At 72.7% G+C, this 18,021-nt stretch carries 16 protein-coding genes and 1 pseudogene; 9 read left to right on the forward strand and 8 right to left on the reverse strand.

What is annotated here, in order from left to right; genetic code table 11:
- Positions 1 to 27 precede the first annotated feature (27 nt).
- Complete coding sequence (locus tag E5082_RS17895) at positions 28 to 963, forward strand: NADP-dependent oxidoreductase (protein WP_167514098.1); 936 nt, start codon at positions 28 to 30, stop codon at positions 961 to 963.
- 93 nt (positions 964 to 1,056) lie between these two features.
- On the opposite strand, the pseudogene E5082_RS33710 reads toward E5082_RS17895, so the two are convergent.
- Positions 1,057 to 1,437 (reverse strand): annotated as a pseudogene (locus tag E5082_RS33710) (DUF397 domain-containing protein); the annotation flags it as partial.
- On the opposite strand from E5082_RS33710, the gene E5082_RS17905 reads away from it, so the two are divergent.
- Complete coding sequence (locus tag E5082_RS17905; protein WP_135792248.1) at positions 1,436 to 2,890, forward strand: eCIS core domain-containing protein; 1,455 nt, start codon at positions 1,436 to 1,438, stop codon at positions 2,888 to 2,890. The pseudogene E5082_RS33710 and the gene E5082_RS17905 sit on opposite strands and share 2 nt — an antisense overlap.
- A 36-nt stretch (positions 2,891 to 2,926) precedes the next feature.
- Here the strand turns inward: E5082_RS17905 and E5082_RS17910 are convergent, their stop codons facing one another.
- Together E5082_RS17910 and E5082_RS17915 are read right to left on the reverse strand one after the other, a co-directional pair.
- Positions 2,927 to 4,162, reverse strand: a complete 1,236-nt coding sequence (locus tag E5082_RS17910) for a cytochrome P450 family protein (protein ID WP_135792249.1) — start codon at positions 4,160 to 4,162, stop codon at positions 2,927 to 2,929.
- A 68-nt stretch (positions 4,163 to 4,230) separates the two neighbouring features.
- The gene (locus E5082_RS17915; RefSeq protein ID WP_135792250.1) at positions 4,231 to 4,932 is read right to left on the reverse strand and encodes an SDR family NAD(P)-dependent oxidoreductase; all 702 of its coding nucleotides are present in this window, start codon (positions 4,930 to 4,932) and stop codon (positions 4,231 to 4,233) included.
- Between the two features lie 102 nt (positions 4,933 to 5,034).
- Here E5082_RS17915 and E5082_RS17920 point away from each other — a divergent pair, with 102 nt between their 5' ends.
- Entirely contained in the window at positions 5,035 to 5,874 is an 840-nt protein-coding gene (locus tag E5082_RS17920) for a helix-turn-helix transcriptional regulator (RefSeq protein WP_135792251.1), read from the forward strand.
- A gap of 29 nt (positions 5,875 to 5,903) precedes the next feature.
- Here E5082_RS17920 and E5082_RS17925 read toward each other — a convergent pair whose 3' ends face one another.
- From E5082_RS17925 to E5082_RS17945, 5 genes are all read right to left on the reverse strand, one after another.
- Positions 5,904 to 6,380, reverse strand: a complete 477-nt coding sequence (locus E5082_RS17925; protein WP_279638110.1) for a nucleotide triphosphate diphosphatase NUDT15 — start codon at positions 6,378 to 6,380, stop codon at positions 5,904 to 5,906.
- Positions 6,381 to 6,412: 32 nt separating this feature from the next.
- Positions 6,413 to 7,339 (reverse strand): DUF4232 domain-containing protein, encoded by a 927-nt coding sequence (locus tag E5082_RS17930; RefSeq protein ID WP_229918868.1) that lies wholly within the window; start codon positions 7,337 to 7,339, stop codon positions 6,413 to 6,415.
- Between the two features lie 94 nt (positions 7,340 to 7,433).
- Positions 7,434 to 8,429, reverse strand: coding sequence for a methylmalonyl Co-A mutase-associated GTPase MeaB (meaB, locus tag E5082_RS17935; protein WP_135792254.1), 996 nt, complete (start codon positions 8,427 to 8,429; stop codon positions 7,434 to 7,436).
- A gap of 7 nt (positions 8,430 to 8,436) precedes the next feature.
- Complete coding sequence (gene scpA / locus E5082_RS17940) at positions 8,437 to 10,611, reverse strand: methylmalonyl-CoA mutase (protein WP_135792255.1); 2,175 nt, start codon at positions 10,609 to 10,611, stop codon at positions 8,437 to 8,439.
- Positions 10,611 to 12,416, reverse strand: a complete 1,806-nt coding sequence (locus E5082_RS17945; protein ID WP_135792256.1) for a methylmalonyl-CoA mutase family protein — start codon at positions 12,414 to 12,416, stop codon at positions 10,611 to 10,613. Before E5082_RS17945 ends, scpA begins: the two co-directional genes overlap by 1 nt.
- A gap of 239 nt (positions 12,417 to 12,655) precedes the next feature.
- On the opposite strand from E5082_RS17945, the gene E5082_RS17950 reads away from it, so the two are divergent.
- The 6 genes from E5082_RS17950 to E5082_RS17975 all read left to right on the forward strand — a co-directional run bounded on the left by E5082_RS17950 (position 12,656) and on the right by E5082_RS17975 (position 17,933).
- Positions 12,656 to 13,039 (forward strand): cell division protein SepF, encoded by a 384-nt coding sequence (locus E5082_RS17950; protein ID WP_130337162.1) that lies wholly within the window; start codon positions 12,656 to 12,658, stop codon positions 13,037 to 13,039.
- A gap of 148 nt (positions 13,040 to 13,187) precedes the next feature.
- Complete coding sequence (locus E5082_RS17955; protein WP_135792257.1) at positions 13,188 to 14,354, forward strand: AAA family ATPase; 1,167 nt, start codon at positions 13,188 to 13,190, stop codon at positions 14,352 to 14,354.
- Positions 14,351 to 14,701: a nucleotide pyrophosphohydrolase gene (locus tag E5082_RS17960; RefSeq protein WP_135792258.1), complete on the forward strand. Its 351-nt coding sequence runs from the start codon at positions 14,351 to 14,353 to the stop codon at positions 14,699 to 14,701. Before E5082_RS17955 ends, E5082_RS17960 begins: the two co-directional genes overlap by 4 nt.
- Before the next feature lie 75 nt (positions 14,702 to 14,776).
- Positions 14,777 to 15,217 (forward strand): hypothetical protein, encoded by a 441-nt coding sequence (locus E5082_RS17965; RefSeq protein WP_135792259.1) that lies wholly within the window; start codon positions 14,777 to 14,779, stop codon positions 15,215 to 15,217.
- Positions 15,218 to 15,272: 55 nt separating this feature from the next.
- Complete coding sequence (locus E5082_RS17970) at positions 15,273 to 17,288, forward strand: NACHT domain-containing protein (protein ID WP_135792260.1); 2,016 nt, start codon at positions 15,273 to 15,275, stop codon at positions 17,286 to 17,288.
- Positions 17,289 to 17,462: 174 nt separating this feature from the next.
- Positions 17,463 to 17,933, forward strand: coding sequence for a DUF6099 family protein (locus E5082_RS17975; RefSeq protein WP_167514091.1), 471 nt, complete (start codon positions 17,463 to 17,465; stop codon positions 17,931 to 17,933).
- Positions 17,934 to 18,021 lie beyond the last annotated feature (88 nt).

Here is an 18,021-nt window from a genome sequence, read left to right on the forward strand (position 1 = left end):
TCTGGACCCATGACGAACCACGCCACCATGCACGCCATCAGCCAGGACGAGTACGGCACCCCCGACGTCCTCAAGGAGACCGAGCTGCCCCGCCCCAAGCCGGGCCTCAGCGAGATCCTGGTCTCCGTCCGCGCCTCCGGACTCAACCCGACCGACTGGAAGCACCGCACCGGGGGCATGTTCCTCGACCGGCTCCCGCTCGTCCTGGGCTGGGACGTCTCCGGCGTCGTCGAGGAGGTCGGCTACGGCGTGACCCTCTTCAAGCCCGGCGACGAGGTCTTCGGCATGCTGCCCTACCCGTACGGCGTCGGCGCCCACGCGGAGTACGTGAAGGGCCCGGCCCGCGCCTTCGCCCACAAGCCGGACTCGATCGACCACGTCCAGGCGGGCGCCCTGCCGCTGGCCGCGCTCACGGCGTACCAGGCGCTGGTGGACACGGCGCAAGTCCAGCCCGGTCAGCGGGTGCTGGTGCATGCCGCCGCCGGAGGCGTCGGCCACCTCGCGGTGCAGATCGCCAAGTCCCTGGGGGCGTACGTCATCGGGACCGCGAGCGAGCCCAAGCACGAGTTCCTGCGGTCGCTCGGGGCGGACGAGGTGATCGACTATCGGTCCGTCGACTTCCGGGACGTCGTGGGGGACGTGGACGTGGTGCTGGACACCATCTCCGGTGAGACGCGGGTGCGTTCGCTGGAGGTGCTGCGGCCGGGAGGCGTGCTGGTGTCGCTGCTGCCCGGTACCGACCCGGAGGAGTCGGCCAAGGCGGAGGCCCGGGGGGTGCGGGTCGAGACGTTGCTCGTGGAGGCGGATCAGGCGGGGATGAAGGCGGTTGCCGAGTTGGCTTCCTCCGGTGCGCTGCGAGCGCATGTCGACGGGGTGTTTCCGCTTGCCGAGGCGGCCAAGGCGCATGCGGTGGGGGAGACGGGACGGGTCACGGGGAAGCTGGTACTGACCGTCGGGTCCTGAGCGGATGCGGATGAGCCCTGCCGCTCCGCTTGCGGGGAGGGGCAGGGCTCTTCGCGCGTACAGATGTCTGATGTGGCGCTCGGCGGTGAGGAAGTTGGCCCGTGCGGTGGGGGAGAGGTGGAGGGTGGGGCCGGCCGGCGCCTTGGAGTCGCGGACATGAACGGCGTCGGGGCACGCGGCGACGTCTACGCAGTTGCCGCCCTCGGGCCCGCTGCAGCTGCTCTTGAGTCGCTGCGGGCACGGTCCTGATCTCGCCGTTCCGATTCTGCCGGTCCCGGCCGGTCCGAGAGGCCTCAAGTCGTGGTGGATCTTCCGGCACGGAGGGCAACGAGTGGTGGCCGACCCGGTGGACCGCGTCCGGGTCCCAGGGCAACGCGGAGGGACCTGGGTCCGCCCGCGCGTACATGGCGGGAAGCCCAGGCCACGCGGTACACCGGGAAGGCACGCACACCGACGCCGGGAAGGGACCACCATGTACGACCACGCCAACAGCCGGGCGGCGAAGGGGCGGCAGGCCCCGGCGGCCGCCCGCGCGTCCGGGTCACGGACGGTGGCGGCGCCGGCCGCGGCACTGCTCGCCCTCCAGCGCTCCGCCGGAAACGCGGCTGTGGTGCATATGATGCGCCGGGCCAAGGAGGCTGCGGCGCAGGACGCGCACCGGCACGGCCCCGGCTGCGGCCACGCCGAGGACGCGCAGCCGGTGCAGCGTTCCGCCGTGCACGCCGTCCTGCGCAGCGGCGGGCGGCCGCTCGACGAGCGGAGCCGCACCGACATGGAGGCCCGTTTCGGCGCCGACTTCTCCGACGTGCGCGTGCACACCGACGCCGCAGCCCGGGCCTCCGCGGCCCAGCTCGGCGCGGCGGCGTACACCTCGGGCAGCCATATCGTCGCCGGCCCCTCCGGCATCGACTCGCACACCCTGGCCCATGAGTTGACCCACGTCCTCCAGCAGCGCTCGGGTCCGGTGGCCGGGACCGACCGGGGGGACGGGCTGCGGGTCAGCGACCCCTCGGACCGCTTCGAGCGGGAGGCGGAGACCACCGCTCGGCGCGTGATGAGCGGCCCCGCGAAGGCATCCGCCCCGGCAGCGGCCTCACCCGCCGCAGGCCCCTCGGCGGGCGGGGGTGCCGTGCAGCGGATGCACCACCCTGGCAAGATCGACGGCGAGGTGGCGCGGCTCGTCGCTCAGGCGGAGCCGAGCATCGACGCCTACATCGCCGGCTACGCCCAGTGGCAGACGAACCGGACGAACTTCAAGTGGGTGATGAACAACGCCGACCTCAACGACTCCTACGAGGTGATCGAGGCGCAGGTCGGCGACCCGCAGGGGCGCAGCAGGGCGGACCTGCTGCAGGCGCTGGACAGCACCATCCGCGCCGATCTGACCACCACCGCCTCGGAGACGGTCGCGAACACCAGGGCGGCGGCAGCCATCGCCAAGTACAAGCTGATCCTGGGCCGCACCACCGACACCACCCAGTGGGCCGAACACCAGAAGAACAAGGCCCAGGCACCCGGCGAACTCCCCCTGGATGCCCGGATGGGCCGTCGGCTGAACACCACCAAGTGGTCCGTCCCGGTCAACTACGCCTTCATGGACGGCGGTATCGAGGAGCGCGCTGTCTTCAAGATCGTCACCAGTCTGGGGCCGCGGATCGAGAACATGCTCACCTCCGGGCAGCTCACCTCGGCCAACTTCTGGACGGCGATCGAGCAGTTGGGGGACAGCGCCCTCTGGGACACCACGAAGGCCCCGGAGGACGGCGGGCCGCAGGCGATGCTGGGCCACGAGATCCTCCAGCTCATCGAGTCCGGCTACCGCTTCTACGACCGGGCCAGCGCCTTCGCCCAAGGCAGCCGGCTGGTCGCCGTCCACCCCGACAAGCAGTCGGCCGACCCGAGCGACAAGCAGATCCCGCTCACCTGACCGCCCGCAGGGGCGCAGGGCAGGGTGCCCGAAGGCTCACCCTCTGCCCCGCCCCAGCCGCACCGGCACCTCCCTGTGCCCATTGCTGATCAGCGACGGCACCGGCCGCAACTCCGCTACCGGGACCGCGAGTTCCAGCTCCGGGAACCGTTCGAACAACTCCCGCAACACCGTCGCCACCTCAAGCCTGGCCAGCGGAGCGCCCAGGCAGAAGTGGATTCCGTGGCCGAAGGCCAAGTGGTCCTTCACCGGGCGGGTGGCGTCGAAGGTGTCGGCGGAGTCGCCGTGCCAGGACGGGTGGCGGTTGGCGGCCGCGTAGGAGGCGAGGATCGGGGCGCCCTTGGGGATGATCCGGCCGTCCGGGAGGCGGATGTCGCGGACCGCGTAGCGGAGCGGGAGGTGCTTCACCGCGGGCTCGTGGCGGAGGGTCTCCTCGACCACGTCGGCCCAGCTCGCGCGGCCCTCGCGGACGTGGCCCAATTGAGCGGGGTCGGTCAGGAGGGTGGTGATCGCCTGGTCGATGACGTTCACCGTCGTCTCGTACCCCGCGCTGATCACCAGGAGAAGGGTGTCGCGCAGCTCCTCGTGGGTCAGCGCGTCGCCGGCGCCCTCCTCGTCGCGGGCCATGATGAGGGCGGAGGTCAGGTCGTCGGCCGGTGTCACCCGCTTCGCCTCGATCAGGGCGTCCAGCCACTTGTACAGCGCCCTCGTGTTCTGGGTCGCCTGCTCCACGGTGAGCGTCGTGTCGAAGACGCCGTCCACGGCCGCGCGGAACTCCGGCGTGTGCACCTCCGGTACGCCCATCAGCCTACTGATCACCGTGATGGGCACGGGGTACGCCAGGTGTTCGCGCAGGTCGACCACCTCGTCATCCGGGCGCTCCGCCAGGGCATCCAGCAGGTCCGCCACGATCGACCCGATCACCGGCTGGAGCGCCGCGATCCGGCGGGCGCTGAACGCCGGGGCGACCATGCGGCGCAACCTGCGGTGATCGGCGCCGTAGGCCGTGAACATGTTGGTCACCGCCACCCAGAGCGCCAACGGCCACGTCGGAGCCGCCTCGGCGAAGGCCGGCCAGTGGGCGCGGGGGTCCTTGGAGACGTCCGGGCTGGTCAGGAGGGATTTCAGCAGGGCCGGGTCGCTCACCGACCAGGCTGTGACCCCGAGGACGTCCACCCGCGTGGCCAGCCCTCGGGCGTGCAGCGCCCGGTGTTCGGCGTGGTGATCTGCGCCGGTGGGATCGAGGACCAGGGGTGGCGGCTGCTCGGGCACGGGGGCTCCTCGGCGAGGGGACGGCGTGTTCAACGGTAGGAGCGGCACTCGCGGTTGAACAGGCCGCCTCACCAGGGCAGTACCCCCGCCCCCTCCTGGAACGTCCCGCTCACCTCCTTCTCGCACGCCAGCCGCACGATCACCTCCGCCCCTTCCGCCACGCTCTGCGTCCCCGTGTTGTGGTTGAGGTCCGTCGCCGTGAAACCGGGGTCCGCCGCGTTGATGCGCAGGTTCGGGAACGCCTTCGCGTACTGCACGGTCAGCATGTTCAGGGCGGCCTTGGAGGCGGGGTAGGAGAGGTCGGGGTAGAAGTGCTCCGGGGCGGAGGGGTCGGCGAGGGCGCGGGTGAGGGCCAGGCCGCTGCTGACGTTGACCACGACCGGGGCGGGGGAGCGGAGGAGGAGGGGGAGGAAGGCCTGCAGGACGCGGACCGGGCCGAAGACGTTCGTCTCGAAGACCTCCCGGACGTCGTCCGCCGTGACCGCCGCCGGGTCGACGAAGCCGCCGTCGGGGCGGCGCGGCTCGATCCCGGCGTTGTTGACCAGGACGTCAAGGCCGCCCGCCGCCTCCAGCGTGCGGACCGCCGCCAGGACGGACGCGTCGTCGGTCACGTCGAGCCGGACGAAGGCCGCGCCCAGTTCCTCGGCCGCCCGCCTGCCCCGCTCCTCGTCGCGGGCGCCCACGTACACGGTGTGGCCCTCGGCCAGCAGGCGGCGGGCGGTCTCGAAGCCGAGGCCCTTGTTCGCTCCGGTGATCAGTGTGTTCGTCATGGTTCCAGCCTCCGCCGGACGCCCGCCGGCAGCCAGAGGACCGGTTTTCCTGGGACTGGCGGTACCAGGCGGGCGTACGCCCCGCGCGGCACACTGGACCGTATGGCGAGCGCGGAACTCGGGACGGCGATCCACCGCTGGCGGGACAGGCTCCCGCCCGGCGAGGCGGGGCTGCCCCCGGGCGGCCGCAGGCGGGCGTCCGGGCTGCGGCGGGAGGAGCTGGCCCAGCTCGCCGGGATTTCCGTCGACTATGTGACCCGGCTGGAGCAGGGCCGCGCCACCAACCCCTCCTCCCAGGTCGTGGAGGCGCTCACCCGGGCGCTGCGCCTGTCGGCGGCCGAGCGGGACCACCTGTACCGGCTCGCCGGACTCGCCCCACCCGCCCCCACGAGTGTGCCCATCTTCATCCCGCCCAGCGTGCACCGGCTGCTTGATCGACTCGGCCGCACCCCGGTCGCCGTCTACGACGCCACCTGGACCCTGCTCACCGCCAACCCGCCCTACGCGGCCCTCATGGGCGACTCCACCCGCTGGAAGGGGCGGCAACTCAACGGTGTCTGGCGGCACTTCGCCGGACCCGGCGCCGGCGTACGGCACACCCCCGAGTCACTGGCCGCCTTCGAGTCCGCCCTCGTCGCCGACCTCCGCGCGGCCGCCGGACGGTACCCCCACGACCGCGCCCTCGCCGGGCTGATCGCCGAACTGCGCGCCCACAGCCCCCGGTTCGCCGAACTGTGGGACAGCGGCACCGTCGGCGTCCACGAGGCGGCGCGCAAGACCATCGACCACCCGGTGGTGGGCCCGCTGACCCTCGACTGCGACATCCTCTCCGTCGCGGGCAGCGATCTGCGAGTCATGGTCTACACCGCCGAACCCGGCACCGAGGACGCCGAACGCCTTGCTCTGCTCATGGTGCTGGGGACCCAGGAGGTGGCCGTCTGAAGCCGGGGTGACGCCCTGTCCGCACGGCCCTAGAAGTCCGCCACCGGATACCGGTGCACCGGCGGCAGCCCCGTCAGCAGACCCGGCCACACCGTGTCGATGACATGCGCGCTCGGGGTGAACAGCGGCCGGGGCAGCACCGCCGGGTCGTGCCACTCCCAGCGGTCGATCAACTCCGGCTCACGCACGCTCGGTTCACCCTTGAACGCGCTCACCCGCACCGCGGCCGTGACACGCGGGACACCGTGCACGGAGTCCATCAGCAGCGCCAGCAGCCGCGCGTCCTCCGCATCGGCCCGCAGGCCCGTCTCCTCGGCCAGCTCCCGGACGGCGGCCTCCGCGAAGCCCTCCCCGGCGTCGTTCTTGCCGCCCGGCAGCTCCCACACCCCGCGCTTCTTCGACCAGCCCAGCAGTACCCGGCCCGCCGCGTCGGTCACGGCGACCCCGGCGCCGGTGAGCGCGTGCGGCGAGGGCCGTCCCTTGTCGGCGTAGGCGATGTCCTCCACCACTTCCCCTTCCGATCGGGCGGAAGGACGTCTCACTCCTGCTTCCGCCATGCCTGGACCCCCAGTCTGCCCGTCGTCCCGAGGTCCAGTTCCGGCGTCACCGTCACCGGCGCGGCGCCCGCCCTGGCGCGGACGCGGAGGTAGGGGGCGTTCACGGCGCCGCCGACCGCCTCCACCGTGTTGCGCCAGACGATGCCGGACAGGGCGCGCTCGCCGGGCCGCAGGGTCAGGGGGCGGGCCACGTCGGGCGGGCCGCCGAGCTGGGCGACCTCGGCGGAGGGCAGTATCTTCACCCCATCGACGCGCTCGTGCTCGGCGTCGATGATCTCCAACTCCGGCCGCCCGTCGACCGCGTACGGCTCCTTTCCGCAGTTCTCCAGGTGCAGGCCCACCACGCGCAGCCCCATCGCCGCGTCCCCCTCGTCGGCGTACACCCGCACCCCGGACGCGGGGCACGGACCGCCGGGAGCCGGAGCCTCGGCGCTCGGGATGCTACGCACGGACATGAGCGACACGCTGGTGCCGCCCGCGGCGTCCCCATAGCTCCGGCTCATCGCCACCCGCCCGTGCACGGTCTTGCCCGGTCCGACCGGGCCCACGGCCCGGCTCGCCCCCGTGTACCCCTTGGCGTCGAAGACGACCGTGTACGTCATGTCGTGCGCGGCCGGGTTGGTCACCTCGAACTCCGCCGTCAGGGAACTCGGGCGGCAGACACCCTCCTCGTCGATCGCACCGGCGTACAGCCGGGTGATCCGTACCCCGTCCCGGGCGGTCCCGGTGCTGGACGGCACCGGGGTGGGCGTGCCCGGCGGGCGCGGGGCGTCGGCGGTGGCCGTGGGACGGTCGCGGGGGACCTCGCCGTAGCGCGGGGCCTTCGAGGGACACAGGGCCTCCGCGCGCGCCCCGCCCGCGCCGGGCTCGGCGGTGCCGCACCCGGCGAGGGCCAGAAGGGCGAGCACTCCCACACCTGCGAATGATCTGCGCATCCGGTGAGTCGATCAGGAGCGGCGCCCGCCGGCTGTGGTGGAAGCCACTCCTCCGGTCACAGGGCTGTCACAGCGCCCCGTCCCGCTTCCCGAAGGCCCGCAGAATCCGGTCCGCCGCCAGGGTCGCCGTCAACGACCCCTGTCTGACCTCCTGTTCGAGGTCCGGGGCGAGTCTCCTGACCTCGGGGTCGGCGTGCAGCCGGCCGAGCAGCTCGTCGCGCACCATCGCCCAGGTCCAACGCACTTGCTGGTCACGTCTCTTGGCGGTCAAGCGGCCGGCGGAGTCCAGGAGGGTGCGGTGCTGCTCCAGCCGCTCCCACACCGTGTCCAGACCGCTCGTCTCGCGGGCACTGCAGTGCAGCACGGGCGGGGTCCAGAACGCGTCCTTGCCGTGCATCAGCCGTAGTGCGCCCGCGAGTTCACGGGCCGCGGCCCGCGCGTCCTTCTCGTGCGGGCCGTCCGCCTTGTTGACGGCGATCACGTCGGCCAGCTCCAGCACGCCCTTCTTGATGCCCTGGAGCTGGTCGCCGGTGCGGGCCAGGGTGAGAAGCAGGAAGGAGTCCACCATGTCGGCGACCGCGGTCTCCGACTGGCCGACCCCGACCGTCTCCACCAGGACCACGTCGTACCCGGCCGCCTCCATCACCACCATGGACTCGCGGGTCGCCTTCGCCACCCCGCCCAGCGTGCCTGCGCTCGGGGAGGGGCGGACGAACGCGTGCGGGTCCACCGCGAGGCGCTCCATCCGGGTCTTGTCGCCCAGGATGGAGCCGCCGGTACGCGTCGAGGACGGGTCCACGGCGAGCACGGCCACCCGGTGACCCTGCTCGGTCAGCATGGTGCCGAACGCGTCGATGAACGTGGACTTCCCGACGCCCGGCACCCCGCTCACCCCGATCCGCCGCGCCCGCCCGCTGTGCGGCAGCAGCTCGGTCAGCAACTCCTGCGCCAGCGCGCGGTGCTGGGGGCGGGTGGACTCGACCAGGGTGATCGCGCGGGCCACCAGGGCGCGCTTGCCGTCCAGCACGCCCTTCACATAGGTGTCGAGATCGATCGCGGCCATGCCGGGCTCAGAGATCGTGGCCGAGGTCGGCGGCGAGCCGCTGCACCAGGTCGTGCGCCGCGTCCGGGATGACCGTGCCGGGCGGGAACACCGCCGTGGCGCCCATCTCCAGCAGCGTCGGCACGTCCTGCGGCGGGATCACCCCGCCCACCACGACCATGATGTCCTCGCGCCCCTCCTCGGCCAGCTTCTCGCGCAGCGCCGGGACCAGCGTGAGGTGCCCGGCGGCCAGCGAGGACACCCCGACCACGTGCACGTCCGCCTCGACCGCCTGCCGGGCGACCTCCTCCGGCGTCTGGAACAGCGGGCCGACGTCGACGTCGAAGCCCAGGTCGGCGAAGGCGGTGGCGATCACCTTCTGGCCCCGGTCGTGCCCGTCCTGGCCCATCTTGGCGACCAGGATGCGCGGCCGGCGCCCCTCGGCCTCCTCGAAGGCGTCCACCAGGGCGCGGGTGCGGTCCACCGACGGGGACTCGCCTGCTTCGTTGCGGTACACCCCGGAGATGGTACGGATCTGGCTCGCGTGCCGGCCGTACACCTTCTCCAGCGCGTCCGAGATCTCGCCCACCGTCGCCTTGGCGCGGGCCGCGTTCACCGCCAGCTCCAGCAGGTTGCCGTCGCCGTCCGCCGCGCGGGTCAGCGCGTCCAGCGCGTCCCGGCACGCCGTGTCGTCCCGTTCCGCGCGCAGCCGTCGCAGCTTCTCGATCTGCTGAGCGCGGACCGAGGAGTTGTCGACCTTGAGCACCTCGATCTGCTCGTCGGTGTCCACGCGGTACTTGTTGACGCCGATCACCGGCTGCCGCCCGGAGTCGATACGGGCCTGGGTGCGCGCCGCCGCCTCCTCCACCCGGAGCTTCGGGATGCCCGCGTCGATGGCCTGCGCCATGCCGCCCGCCGCCTCGACCTCCTGGATGTGCTGCCACGCCTTGCGCGCGAGGTCGTACGTCAGCCGCTCCACGTACGCGCTGCCGCCCCACGGGTCGATGACCCGCGTGGTGCCCGACTCCTGCTGGATCAGCAACTGGGTGTTGCGGGCGATGCGCGCCGAGAAGTCGGTGGGCAACGCCAGTGCCTCGTCCAGGGCGTTGGTGTGCAGCGACTGGGTGTGGCCCTGGGTCGCGGCCATCGCCTCCACGCAGGTGCGCGTGACGTTGTTGAACACGTCCTGCGCGGTCAGGGACCAGCCGGACGTCTGCGAATGGGTGCGCAGCGACAGGGACTTGGCGTTCTGCGGGTCGAACTGCTTGACCAGCTTGGCCCAGAGCAGCCGGGCCGCCCTGAGTTTGGCGACCTCCATGAAGAAGTTCATCCCGATCGCCCAGAAGAACGACAGCCGGGGCGCGAACGCGTCCACGTCCAGCCCCGCCTCCCGGCCCGCGCGGATGTACTCCACGCCGTCCGCGAGGGTGTACGCCAGCTCCAGGTCGGCCGTCGCGCCCGCCTCTTGGATGTGGTAGCCAGAGATGGAGATCGAGTTGTAGCGCGGCATCCGCTGCGAGGTGTACGCGAAGATGTCGGAGATGATCCGCATCGACGGCTTCGGCGGATAGATGTAGGTGTTGCGGACCATGAACTCCTTGAGGATGTCGTTCTGAATGGTCCCGGCCAGCTTCTCGGGCGGTACGCCCTGCTCCTCCGCCGCCACGATGTAGAGCGCCAGCACCGGCAGCACGGCGCCGTTCATCGTCATCGACACGGTCATCCTGTCCAGCGGGATGCCGTCGAAGAGCTGCCGCATGTCGAGGATCGAGTCGATGGCCACGCCCGCCATGCCGACGTCGCCCATCACCCGCGGGTGGTCACTGTCGTAACCCCGGTGTGTGGGCAGGTCGAAGGCGACCGACAGGCCCTTCTGGCCGGCGGCCAGATTGCGCCGGTAGAACGCGTTGGACTCCTCGGCCGTGGAGAAGCCCGCGTACTGCCGGATCGTCCAGGGCTGGTTGACGTACATCGTCGGGTACGGCCCGCGCAGATACGGTGCCATGCCCGGATACGTGTCCAGGAAGTCCAGGCCCTCCAGGTCACGGCCGGTGTAGAGCCCCTTGACCTCGATGCCCTCGGGTGTCTCCCACAGCGGCTCACCGCCCCCGGTGTCCCGCTTGACAGCGGCACGCCACTCCTCGGCGCCGACGTCGACGGTGGGGGTGCCCAGCTCGATGCCGGAGAAGTCGGGGATTCCCATCAGGACGCTCCGATGCGGTCGAGAGTCGCGGACAGGACGGCGACCGCGTCGCAGCCCGCGAAGACGTAATGGTCGACGCCCGTGTACTCGGCGGGGCGGCCTGCCAGGTGGATCTGCCGGGCGCCCGCCGCGCGCAGGGCCTCGGCGGCCTGTTCGGCCTCCTCGGTGTAGCGGGTGTCGCTGGAGCAGAGGACCGCCTCGGTGGCGCCGCTCTCCTCGAAGTTCCCGCCGGTGACCGGCTCGATGCCGCCCGCCTGGAAGAGGTTGGCGGCGAAGGAGGTGCGGGCGGTGTGCTCGGCGGCCGGGCCGAGCGTGGCGAGGAAGATCCGGGGGCGGGCGCCGGTCGCGGCCAGATGGGCGTCGGAGCGGGCGCGCAGCGCCTCGTACGCCTCGTCCCGGCGCACGCGCGGCAGACCGCCCGACGGGGGCTCGGGAGCGGGCTCGCGGTGCACCGGCTTCTCGTCCAGGAAGGGGAACTCGCTGACCCCGGTGATGGGTTCGCGCCGCTTGGCGAGCTTGGCGGACCGCTCCGCCCAGGTGCGCGCGAGGTCGTCCCGGAGCCGGCCGGAGCGCAGCACGGCCGCCTGGCCGCCGTCCTGCTCGATGGACCGGAAGAACTCCCAGGCAGCGTGCGCCAGTTCGTCGGTCAGCCGCTCCACGTACCAGGAACCGCCCGCCGGGTCGACGACCCGCGCCAGGTGCGACTCCTCGACCAGGATGGTAGAGGTGTTGCGGGCGATACGGCGGGCGAACGCGTCGGGCAGGCCCAGCGCGTGGTCGAACGGCAGCACCGTCACGGAGTCGGCGCCGCCCACCCCGGCGGCCAGGGTGGCGACCGTCGTGCGCAGCATGTTCACCCACGGGTCGCGCCGGGACATCATCACCGGCGAGGTCACCGCGTGCTGTACCTGCGCGCCCGCTCCCGGCGCCCCGCACACCTCGGCGACCCGCGCCCAGAGACGGCGCGCCGCGCGGAGCTTGGCGATGGTGAGGAACTGATCGGCGGTCGCCGCGTACCGGAACTCGAGCTGGGCGGCGGCCTGTTCGGCGCTCAGCCCGGCCTCGGTCAGCTCCCGGAGGTACGCCACGGCGGTGGCCAGGGAGGCGCCCAGTTCCTGCGCGGCCGAGCCGCCCGCCTCGTGGTACGGCAGCGCGTCCACCGTCAGCGTGCGCAGCCCCGGATACGCGGCGGCACGGGCCGCGAGCGCGGCGACGGGGGCGAAGTCCAGCGGGGTGCCGGTGCGGGCCTCGTACCCCAGCGGGTCGGCGCCGAGGCTGCCGCGTACGTCCTCGGCGGCGACGCCCCGCTCCTCGTACAGCTTCAGCAGCGCGTCCGCGGCCGCCTCCGTGTCGGCGCCCGCGTCCAGGGCCACGGGGGCGAGGTCCAGGTAGACGCCGTCGAGGGCCCGGCCGAGGTCCGCCACGGGGATGCCGCCCTCGCCGAGCACCAGCCAGAGGGAGGTGACGCCGTTCTCCAGGTCGGCCAGCACCGAGCCGTCGGTGAGCGCCGCGTGCCGCTGCCGTACGTCCCAGCCTCCGGGGGTGTTGCCCACCGGGCGGCCGCCGCGGGTGAACGGCGCGAAGCCGGGCAGGCCGGGGTCGGGCGCGGCGTCGCGCGGGGTGTACAGCGGCCGGGTGCGCAGCCCGTCCTCCAGCGTCGTGGACAGGGCGTCCTCGACTGCCGCGCCGGAGACTTCCTTGCCGGACTTGCGCAGGACACCCTCGACCAGGCGTTGCCACTGCTCATGCGTCGCGTCAGGGAACTCGGCGGCCAGTGAGAGCCCGTCGTCAGGCAGGACCGTCATGCTCGGATGTTAGGACAGGGTGCTCAGGTGACAGCAGAATGATGGCCTGTGACGTTCCCCTCGTTGCGGTTGTGATCCGAGCCTCCCGAGGGGCCTGCCGGCGCCGTGTGCACGGCAGATGGGCCGGACGCCGGATCAGGGCTGTGTCGCACAGTGTGTCGTTGTTGGGCTGAACGGGTGACTTGGCGTAAGAATTGGCTGGTGCAGGCATCGAAAGCGAGTCAGGTCAGGGGGAGCCGGTGAGCCGTTACGACGTCACCGATGAACAGTGGGAAGGGCTCGCCCAGGTCGTGCCGCTGCGGGGCCGGGACGCATGGCCGTCCGCGGTCAGCCACCGGACGCTTCCCGACGCGGACACCGAGACCCGCCGCCGGTTCGTCGTCCTGCGGGTCAACATCTTCGCGGACGCCCGCGACGTCGCCGAGACCCTGATGGCGGGGGTGCCGGTGCTGCTGGACCTGTCCGGCGCGGAGGGCGATGTCGCCAAGCGGGTGCTGGACTTCAGCACCGGCGTGGTGTTCGGGCTGGCCAGCGGGATGCACCGGGTGGACCGCAACGTCTTCCTGCTGACGCCGCCGGGGACCGAGGTCAGCGGGCTGATGGGCATGGAGGCGTCGGGCTGAGGGCCGCGTTCCGGGCGGTGCCGCTCGTAGGTTCTTAGGACGGTTCGGCCGAGCGGGTGGCGCGCCGGGGGCCGGTGCGGTCGCCCGATCGTAGGAAGGTCCGCGGAGAAAACGGTTCGCCCGGCGAGGGCGGTCCTACGGTCCGCACATGTCGGTCACCTCCCTCCCCACACCCCCTCCGGCCCCCTTCCCCGACGGGTACGACGTGCGCGCCCGGGTCACCGAGCTGCGGCTGTCCGCGTTCGCCGGGCACCGCCGGGCGGCGTTCCCGCTGGGCGCCGTCACCCTGTTCGCCGGGCCCAGCGGCTCCGGCAAGTCCACCGCGCTGGCCGCTTACGAGGCGCTCGCGCGGCTGGGCGGCGGGGCCGCGCTGGCGGAGGTGTTCCCCGATCCGTCGGCCTGGGTGCCGGACCGGGCCCGGCCGGACGCCGAGGGGCGGCGCGGGTTCCGGATCGGCTGCACGGCCGACGGAGCCGGGGGCCCGGTCCAGCTCGATGTGGCCGTGCAGGCCGAGCCCCGGCTGCGCGTCGTGGGCGAGCGGCTCAGTGCGGGCGGGGTGGTCCTGCTGGAGACCGCGCTGCGCGATCCTGGACGCCGTACGGTGCAGGCCGCCTGGCACACCGCGGGCGCCGCACCGGTGACCCGCGCGCCGCTCCCGGACGACGTGCTGGGCACGACGCTGCTGCCGCTGCGGGTGGCCGGGAAGACGGACGGACAGCGCCGGGTGCTGGCCGCCGCCGAGCAGATGGTCGTCGCGCTGCGCTCGGTCTTCCCCTGCGACCCCGCGCCGGCCCGCATGCGCGTCCCGGTGCCGGCCGGCTCGGGCCGGCTGCTGCCGGGCTGCGACAACCTGGCCGACGTGCTGAGCCGTACCCGTACCGAATGCGGGCGCAGACACGCCCAGTTGGTCGAGGTGGTGCGCGCCGGGTGCGCGGGCCCGGTGACCGACCTGGCCGCCGAGCGGCTGCGGAACGGCACGGTGCGGGCGCTGCTCGACCGGGGCGACGGCCACCGCACCGAGCTGTCCCGGCTGGGCGACGGCGAGCTGCGGTACGTCGCGCTGGCCCTGGTCCTGCTGACCGGGCCGGGGGTGCTGGAGGTGGACGCGCCGGGGGAGGTGCCGGACGCACTGCGCACCCTCACGGTGCTGGCCGACGGCTTCGACCGCTGCCTCGACCCCGGCCAGCGGACCCAACTCCTCGCCACGGCGTCCCGGATGGGTGAGCGGGGACACATCCGCTGCGTGGGCGCGATCAGCGATCCGGGCTGGGCCGCGGGGACACCGGGCGTCACGGTGGTACACCTGAGGCCGTGACCGAGCACCCCGATCTGGCCGGACTCCAGCGCAGGCTCACCGAGTTCGCCGCAGCCCGCAACTGGCAGCCCTACCACACCCCCAAGAACCTGGCCTCCGCCCTCAGTGTGGAGGCGGCCGAACTGGTCGAGATCTTCCAGTGGCTGACCCCTGACGAGTCCGCCGCCGTCATGTCCGACCCGTCCACCGCGCACCGGGTCACGGACGAGGTCGCGGACGTCCTCGCGTACCTCCTCCAGTTCTGCGAGGCCCTGGGCATCGACCCCTTGGCCGCCCTCGCGGCGAAGATCGAGCGGAACGAGGGGCGGTTCCCGGTGCCGGGAAGTGGGAAGCACCCTGAAGCATGAGGCCGAGGCCCTGGGCCGGGAGGATGCCCTTCCGGCACCGGTGCCCGGCAGGGGACTCGTCATCGGGGGGTAGACGTGGAGCAGTTTGCGCTGGCGGCGGCCGCACTCATGGTCAAGGCCATCGTTGAGGGACTGGTCGAGGGGGCCGGCCGGGAACTCGTCGACCTGTTCCGTAACCGGGGCAGCCGCAACGGCCCCGTACTGGCGGCCGCTCTCGACCAGTTGGTCCACGACCCCCGGTCCGTGGACCAGAGCGTGCTGGCCGCCCTGATCGACCGGGAGGCCCAGAGCGACGCGGCCCTCGCGGCAGTGGTGCGCGACCTGGTCGCCGACTCGCAGAAGGAGACGGCCCGGCCGGGCACCGTACGGGAGACGGGCACGGCCAGGGCGCAGCAGCGCGGCATGTTCTCCTTCCGCACGGTCTTCGGCTCCAACCGGAACTCGACCAGCGCCACGGCGGGCGACGCGGCCGGGGACGAGGGCGAGGGGCGGCGATTTCACCGGCGCCGCGACTGAGGCGGGCCGGCCGAGGGCAGAAGCGTCGCTGACGGGCACAGTCAGTCAGCGGACGGTGTTCGGCTCGAACATCGTCCGTGTCACCGGGGTGAACATGGCGCTGTATCAGGACCGGGGAGTCGAGCGGGCGGACCTCGCCAGGCCACGCGTACGCCGATACACCCGGCGCGTGTGGGTCGACGGAGGACTGCACCACCGTCTCGACGGGACGGTCAGCCTGGCCACCCCGCTGCGCGAGCGCCCACACGCCGTGGACCGGGGCTGGCTCTCGGACGGAGACCGGCGCGGTGCCGGACCCGAGGAGACCGGGCGTCCACCGCGCGGCATAGCGGAGTGGGCCGAGATGTCCGGCGGCAGGCTCCTGATCCTCGGTGAGCCGGGAGCCGGCAAGAGCACGCAACTCCTGCACCTGGCGGAGGCCCTGCTGGACAGCGAGGACCCCGAGGACACGGCGCGCTGCCCCGTCGTCCTGCTGCTGTCCACCTGGCAGCCGCGCACGGGCTCCTTCGACCAGTGGCTCGTCGCCGAACTCCGCGAGCACTACCAGGTCTCCGCCGCGCTCACCGAGCGCTGGCTGCACGACGGCACGCTCACCCTGCTCCTCGACGGGCTGGACGAGGTGCCCGAGGAGGGGCGCTCCCAATGCCTCGAAACCCTCAACACCTTCCTCCGGGACCCTGCCTACGCCGACGTCCGGATCGCCCTGACCTGCCGCTCGACCGAGTACGACCGGCTGCCGACCCGGCTCGCCCTCGACGGCGCGGTCTCCTTGGCTCCCGTCGAGGTGGCGGAGGCGCAGCGGGCCTTCCGGGCGGCCGGTGAGGCGCTGGCCCCGCTGCTGCGGCTGACCGAGCGCAACGCCGAGGTGGCGGCCGTCTTCCGGACCCCGCTGATGGTGGTGCTGGCGGTTCTCGCCTACCGCGATGGCACCACGTCGTTGCCGCTGCCCGACGGCGACGCCGCGCAGGTGCGTCAGGAGATCCTGCGGCTCTACGTCGTGAGCATGCTCTACCGGCACCGCGTCCTCGCCCGCGCGGAACCGGGCTCTCCCGCGATCGGCCAGCGGGGGTTCTCGCCCTCCGAGACCTACCGTTATCTGGCCTACCTGGCCCGGCTGATGACGCGGCGCGGGAGCCGTCTGCGCACGCTGCTCTACGTGGACGAGCTGACCCCCGAGTGGCTTCCCCGCAAGGGCGAGGAGCGCTATCTGCCGCAGGGCAGGCCCACCGGATGGTTCGGCCGGTTCACCGGGCGCGTGGGCCTGGACCACGCCAGCACCGGGTCGATGGGCGGCGTCCTCGCCACCTGCTTCTTCGCCGTCTTCGTGGCGCCCCTGTCCGTCTATGCCTGGGGGCCGCTGCCGGGGCTGCTGAGCGCGGTCCCGCTGAGCCTGGCGGTCGGCCTGCTGGTGTTCACGCTGTTCGGCGTGACTCGGATGAAGCCCTTCGGCCGGGAGGTCACGTTCTTCCTCGACGACGAGGGGAATGTTCCGCGAGCGGCCACCCGGTGGACCTGGGTGGCCGCCCGTGCCGGCCGCTGGGTCGTCCCGGCGGCCACGGGAGCGGCGACCTGCGGGGCCGTGATCGGAGTGAGCACGACGGCCGTCGCCGGGCTCGTGGTCGCGCTCACCATCCTCGTGGGCGGGCTGCTGGGTCTCGGACTCGTCCCCGACTACCGCCGTGAACCGGACTATCCGGGTGAGGCGCTCTCTGTCTCCGGCCGCGTGCTGCGGACGCTGCTGCTGGCCGCCGTGGCGCTCGGCGGAGCGGAGAGTGCCGCCTACGCGCTCGTGGGCTGGCCCTGGCAGGCGTGTCTGGCCGCGGTGCCGATGTCCACCTGCCTCTTCATGATCACGGGCCCCGGCCGGGCCTGGCTGCGGACCCGAGCCCTCGCCTTCGGCGGCAGCAGGTCGGGGCTTTTGCCGAGCCGGCTCGGCCCCTTCCTGGAACACGCCACGGAGCGCGCCTTGTTGCGCCGGGCGGGCGGTGGATACGCCTACGCGCACGACGCGTTGCAGGAGTTCTTCGAGCGTGCCGACCCGCGCACGGTGCCCGAGGAGCCCTCCCGCTGATCGGCCGTCGGAAGAGAACGCTCCGCTATCACTCTATGGAGTCAATTTCCCTGCCGATTCCGAATTGTTGTCCACAGATTTCCGTCTTCCTCTGGCTTTTCGCACCAAGTGGCGTCACTCTGGGTAGTGAAGACATGTGTGCGGTCGAACGGACGGACGGGGACGGGGCGGCGGATGGACGCGTTACGGCTCATCGAGGTCAGCAGAGAGGCGTTGGTGGCGGGTGCCGACGCGGCGGGGACTCTGAGGGAGGTGTGGCAGGCGCAGGCACTGTCACAGGCGATCGGCAGCAGGCTGGCGGTGTCCGGGCCGCCGGAGCTGCGGGGGGAGGCGCTGGGGCTGATGGAGCTGGCGGGGCGGGGGTGCGGGGTGCTGGACCCGCCCGAGCTGGACTCCGGCGACCTGCTCGCCGCCCGGCTCACCGAGCTGGCCGACGCCCGCCGGACCCTGCTGGGGCTGTGCGGGCTGCTCGGTGAGGTCGGCATGACCCTGGTCGCCATAGCCAGCGGGGCCTCCGACGAGGCGGTGTACTGGCAGTGCATGGAGGCCATCGACGCGGCGGACGAGTCCCGCGACCGGGTGCTGGAGATGCTCCGCAAGCTGGCGGCAAGGGAGGAACTGCTGCCGGAGGGGGAGCGGGGATGAGCGGTCCGGGGCCGGGGCGGGGCACACGCGGTGGTGCCGGGGCCTTTGGCCAGGTCCGTCGTGGGGCCGATGCGGCTCGGCGGGCCGA

Source organism: Streptomyces griseoluteus (assembly GCF_004784465.1).
GTDB classification, from domain to species: Bacteria; Actinomycetota; Actinomycetes; order Streptomycetales; family Streptomycetaceae; genus Streptomyces; species Streptomyces griseoluteus.

Bases quoted from the DNA above. Each gene is read 5' to 3' on its own strand.
- E5082_RS17975 (WP_167514091.1), top strand. From the start codon at position 17,463: ATGGACGCGTTACGGCTCATCGAGGTCAGCAGAGAGGCGTTGGTGGCG.
- E5082_RS17895 (WP_167514098.1), top strand. From the start codon at position 28: ATGCACGCCATCAGCCAGGACGAGTACGGCACCCCCGACGTCCTCAAG.
- E5082_RS17920 (WP_135792251.1), top strand. From the start codon at position 5,035: ATGGCGAGCGCGGAACTCGGGACGGCGATCCACCGCTGGCGGGACAGG.
- E5082_RS17915 (WP_135792250.1), bottom strand. From the start codon at position 4,932: ATGACGAACACACTGATCACCGGAGCGAACAAGGGCCTCGGCTTCGAG.
- E5082_RS17945 (WP_135792256.1), bottom strand. From the start codon at position 12,416: ATGACGGTCCTGCCTGACGACGGGCTCTCACTGGCCGCCGAGTTCCCT.
- meaB (WP_135792254.1), bottom strand. From the start codon at position 8,429: ATGGCCGCGATCGATCTCGACACCTATGTGAAGGGCGTGCTGGACGGC.
- E5082_RS17955 (WP_135792257.1), top strand. From the start codon at position 13,188: ATGTCGGTCACCTCCCTCCCCACACCCCCTCCGGCCCCCTTCCCCGAC.
- scpA (WP_135792255.1), bottom strand. From the start codon at position 10,611: ATGGGAATCCCCGACTTCTCCGGCATCGAGCTGGGCACCCCCACCGTC.
- E5082_RS17905 (WP_135792248.1), top strand. From the start codon at position 1,436: ATGTACGACCACGCCAACAGCCGGGCGGCGAAGGGGCGGCAGGCCCCG.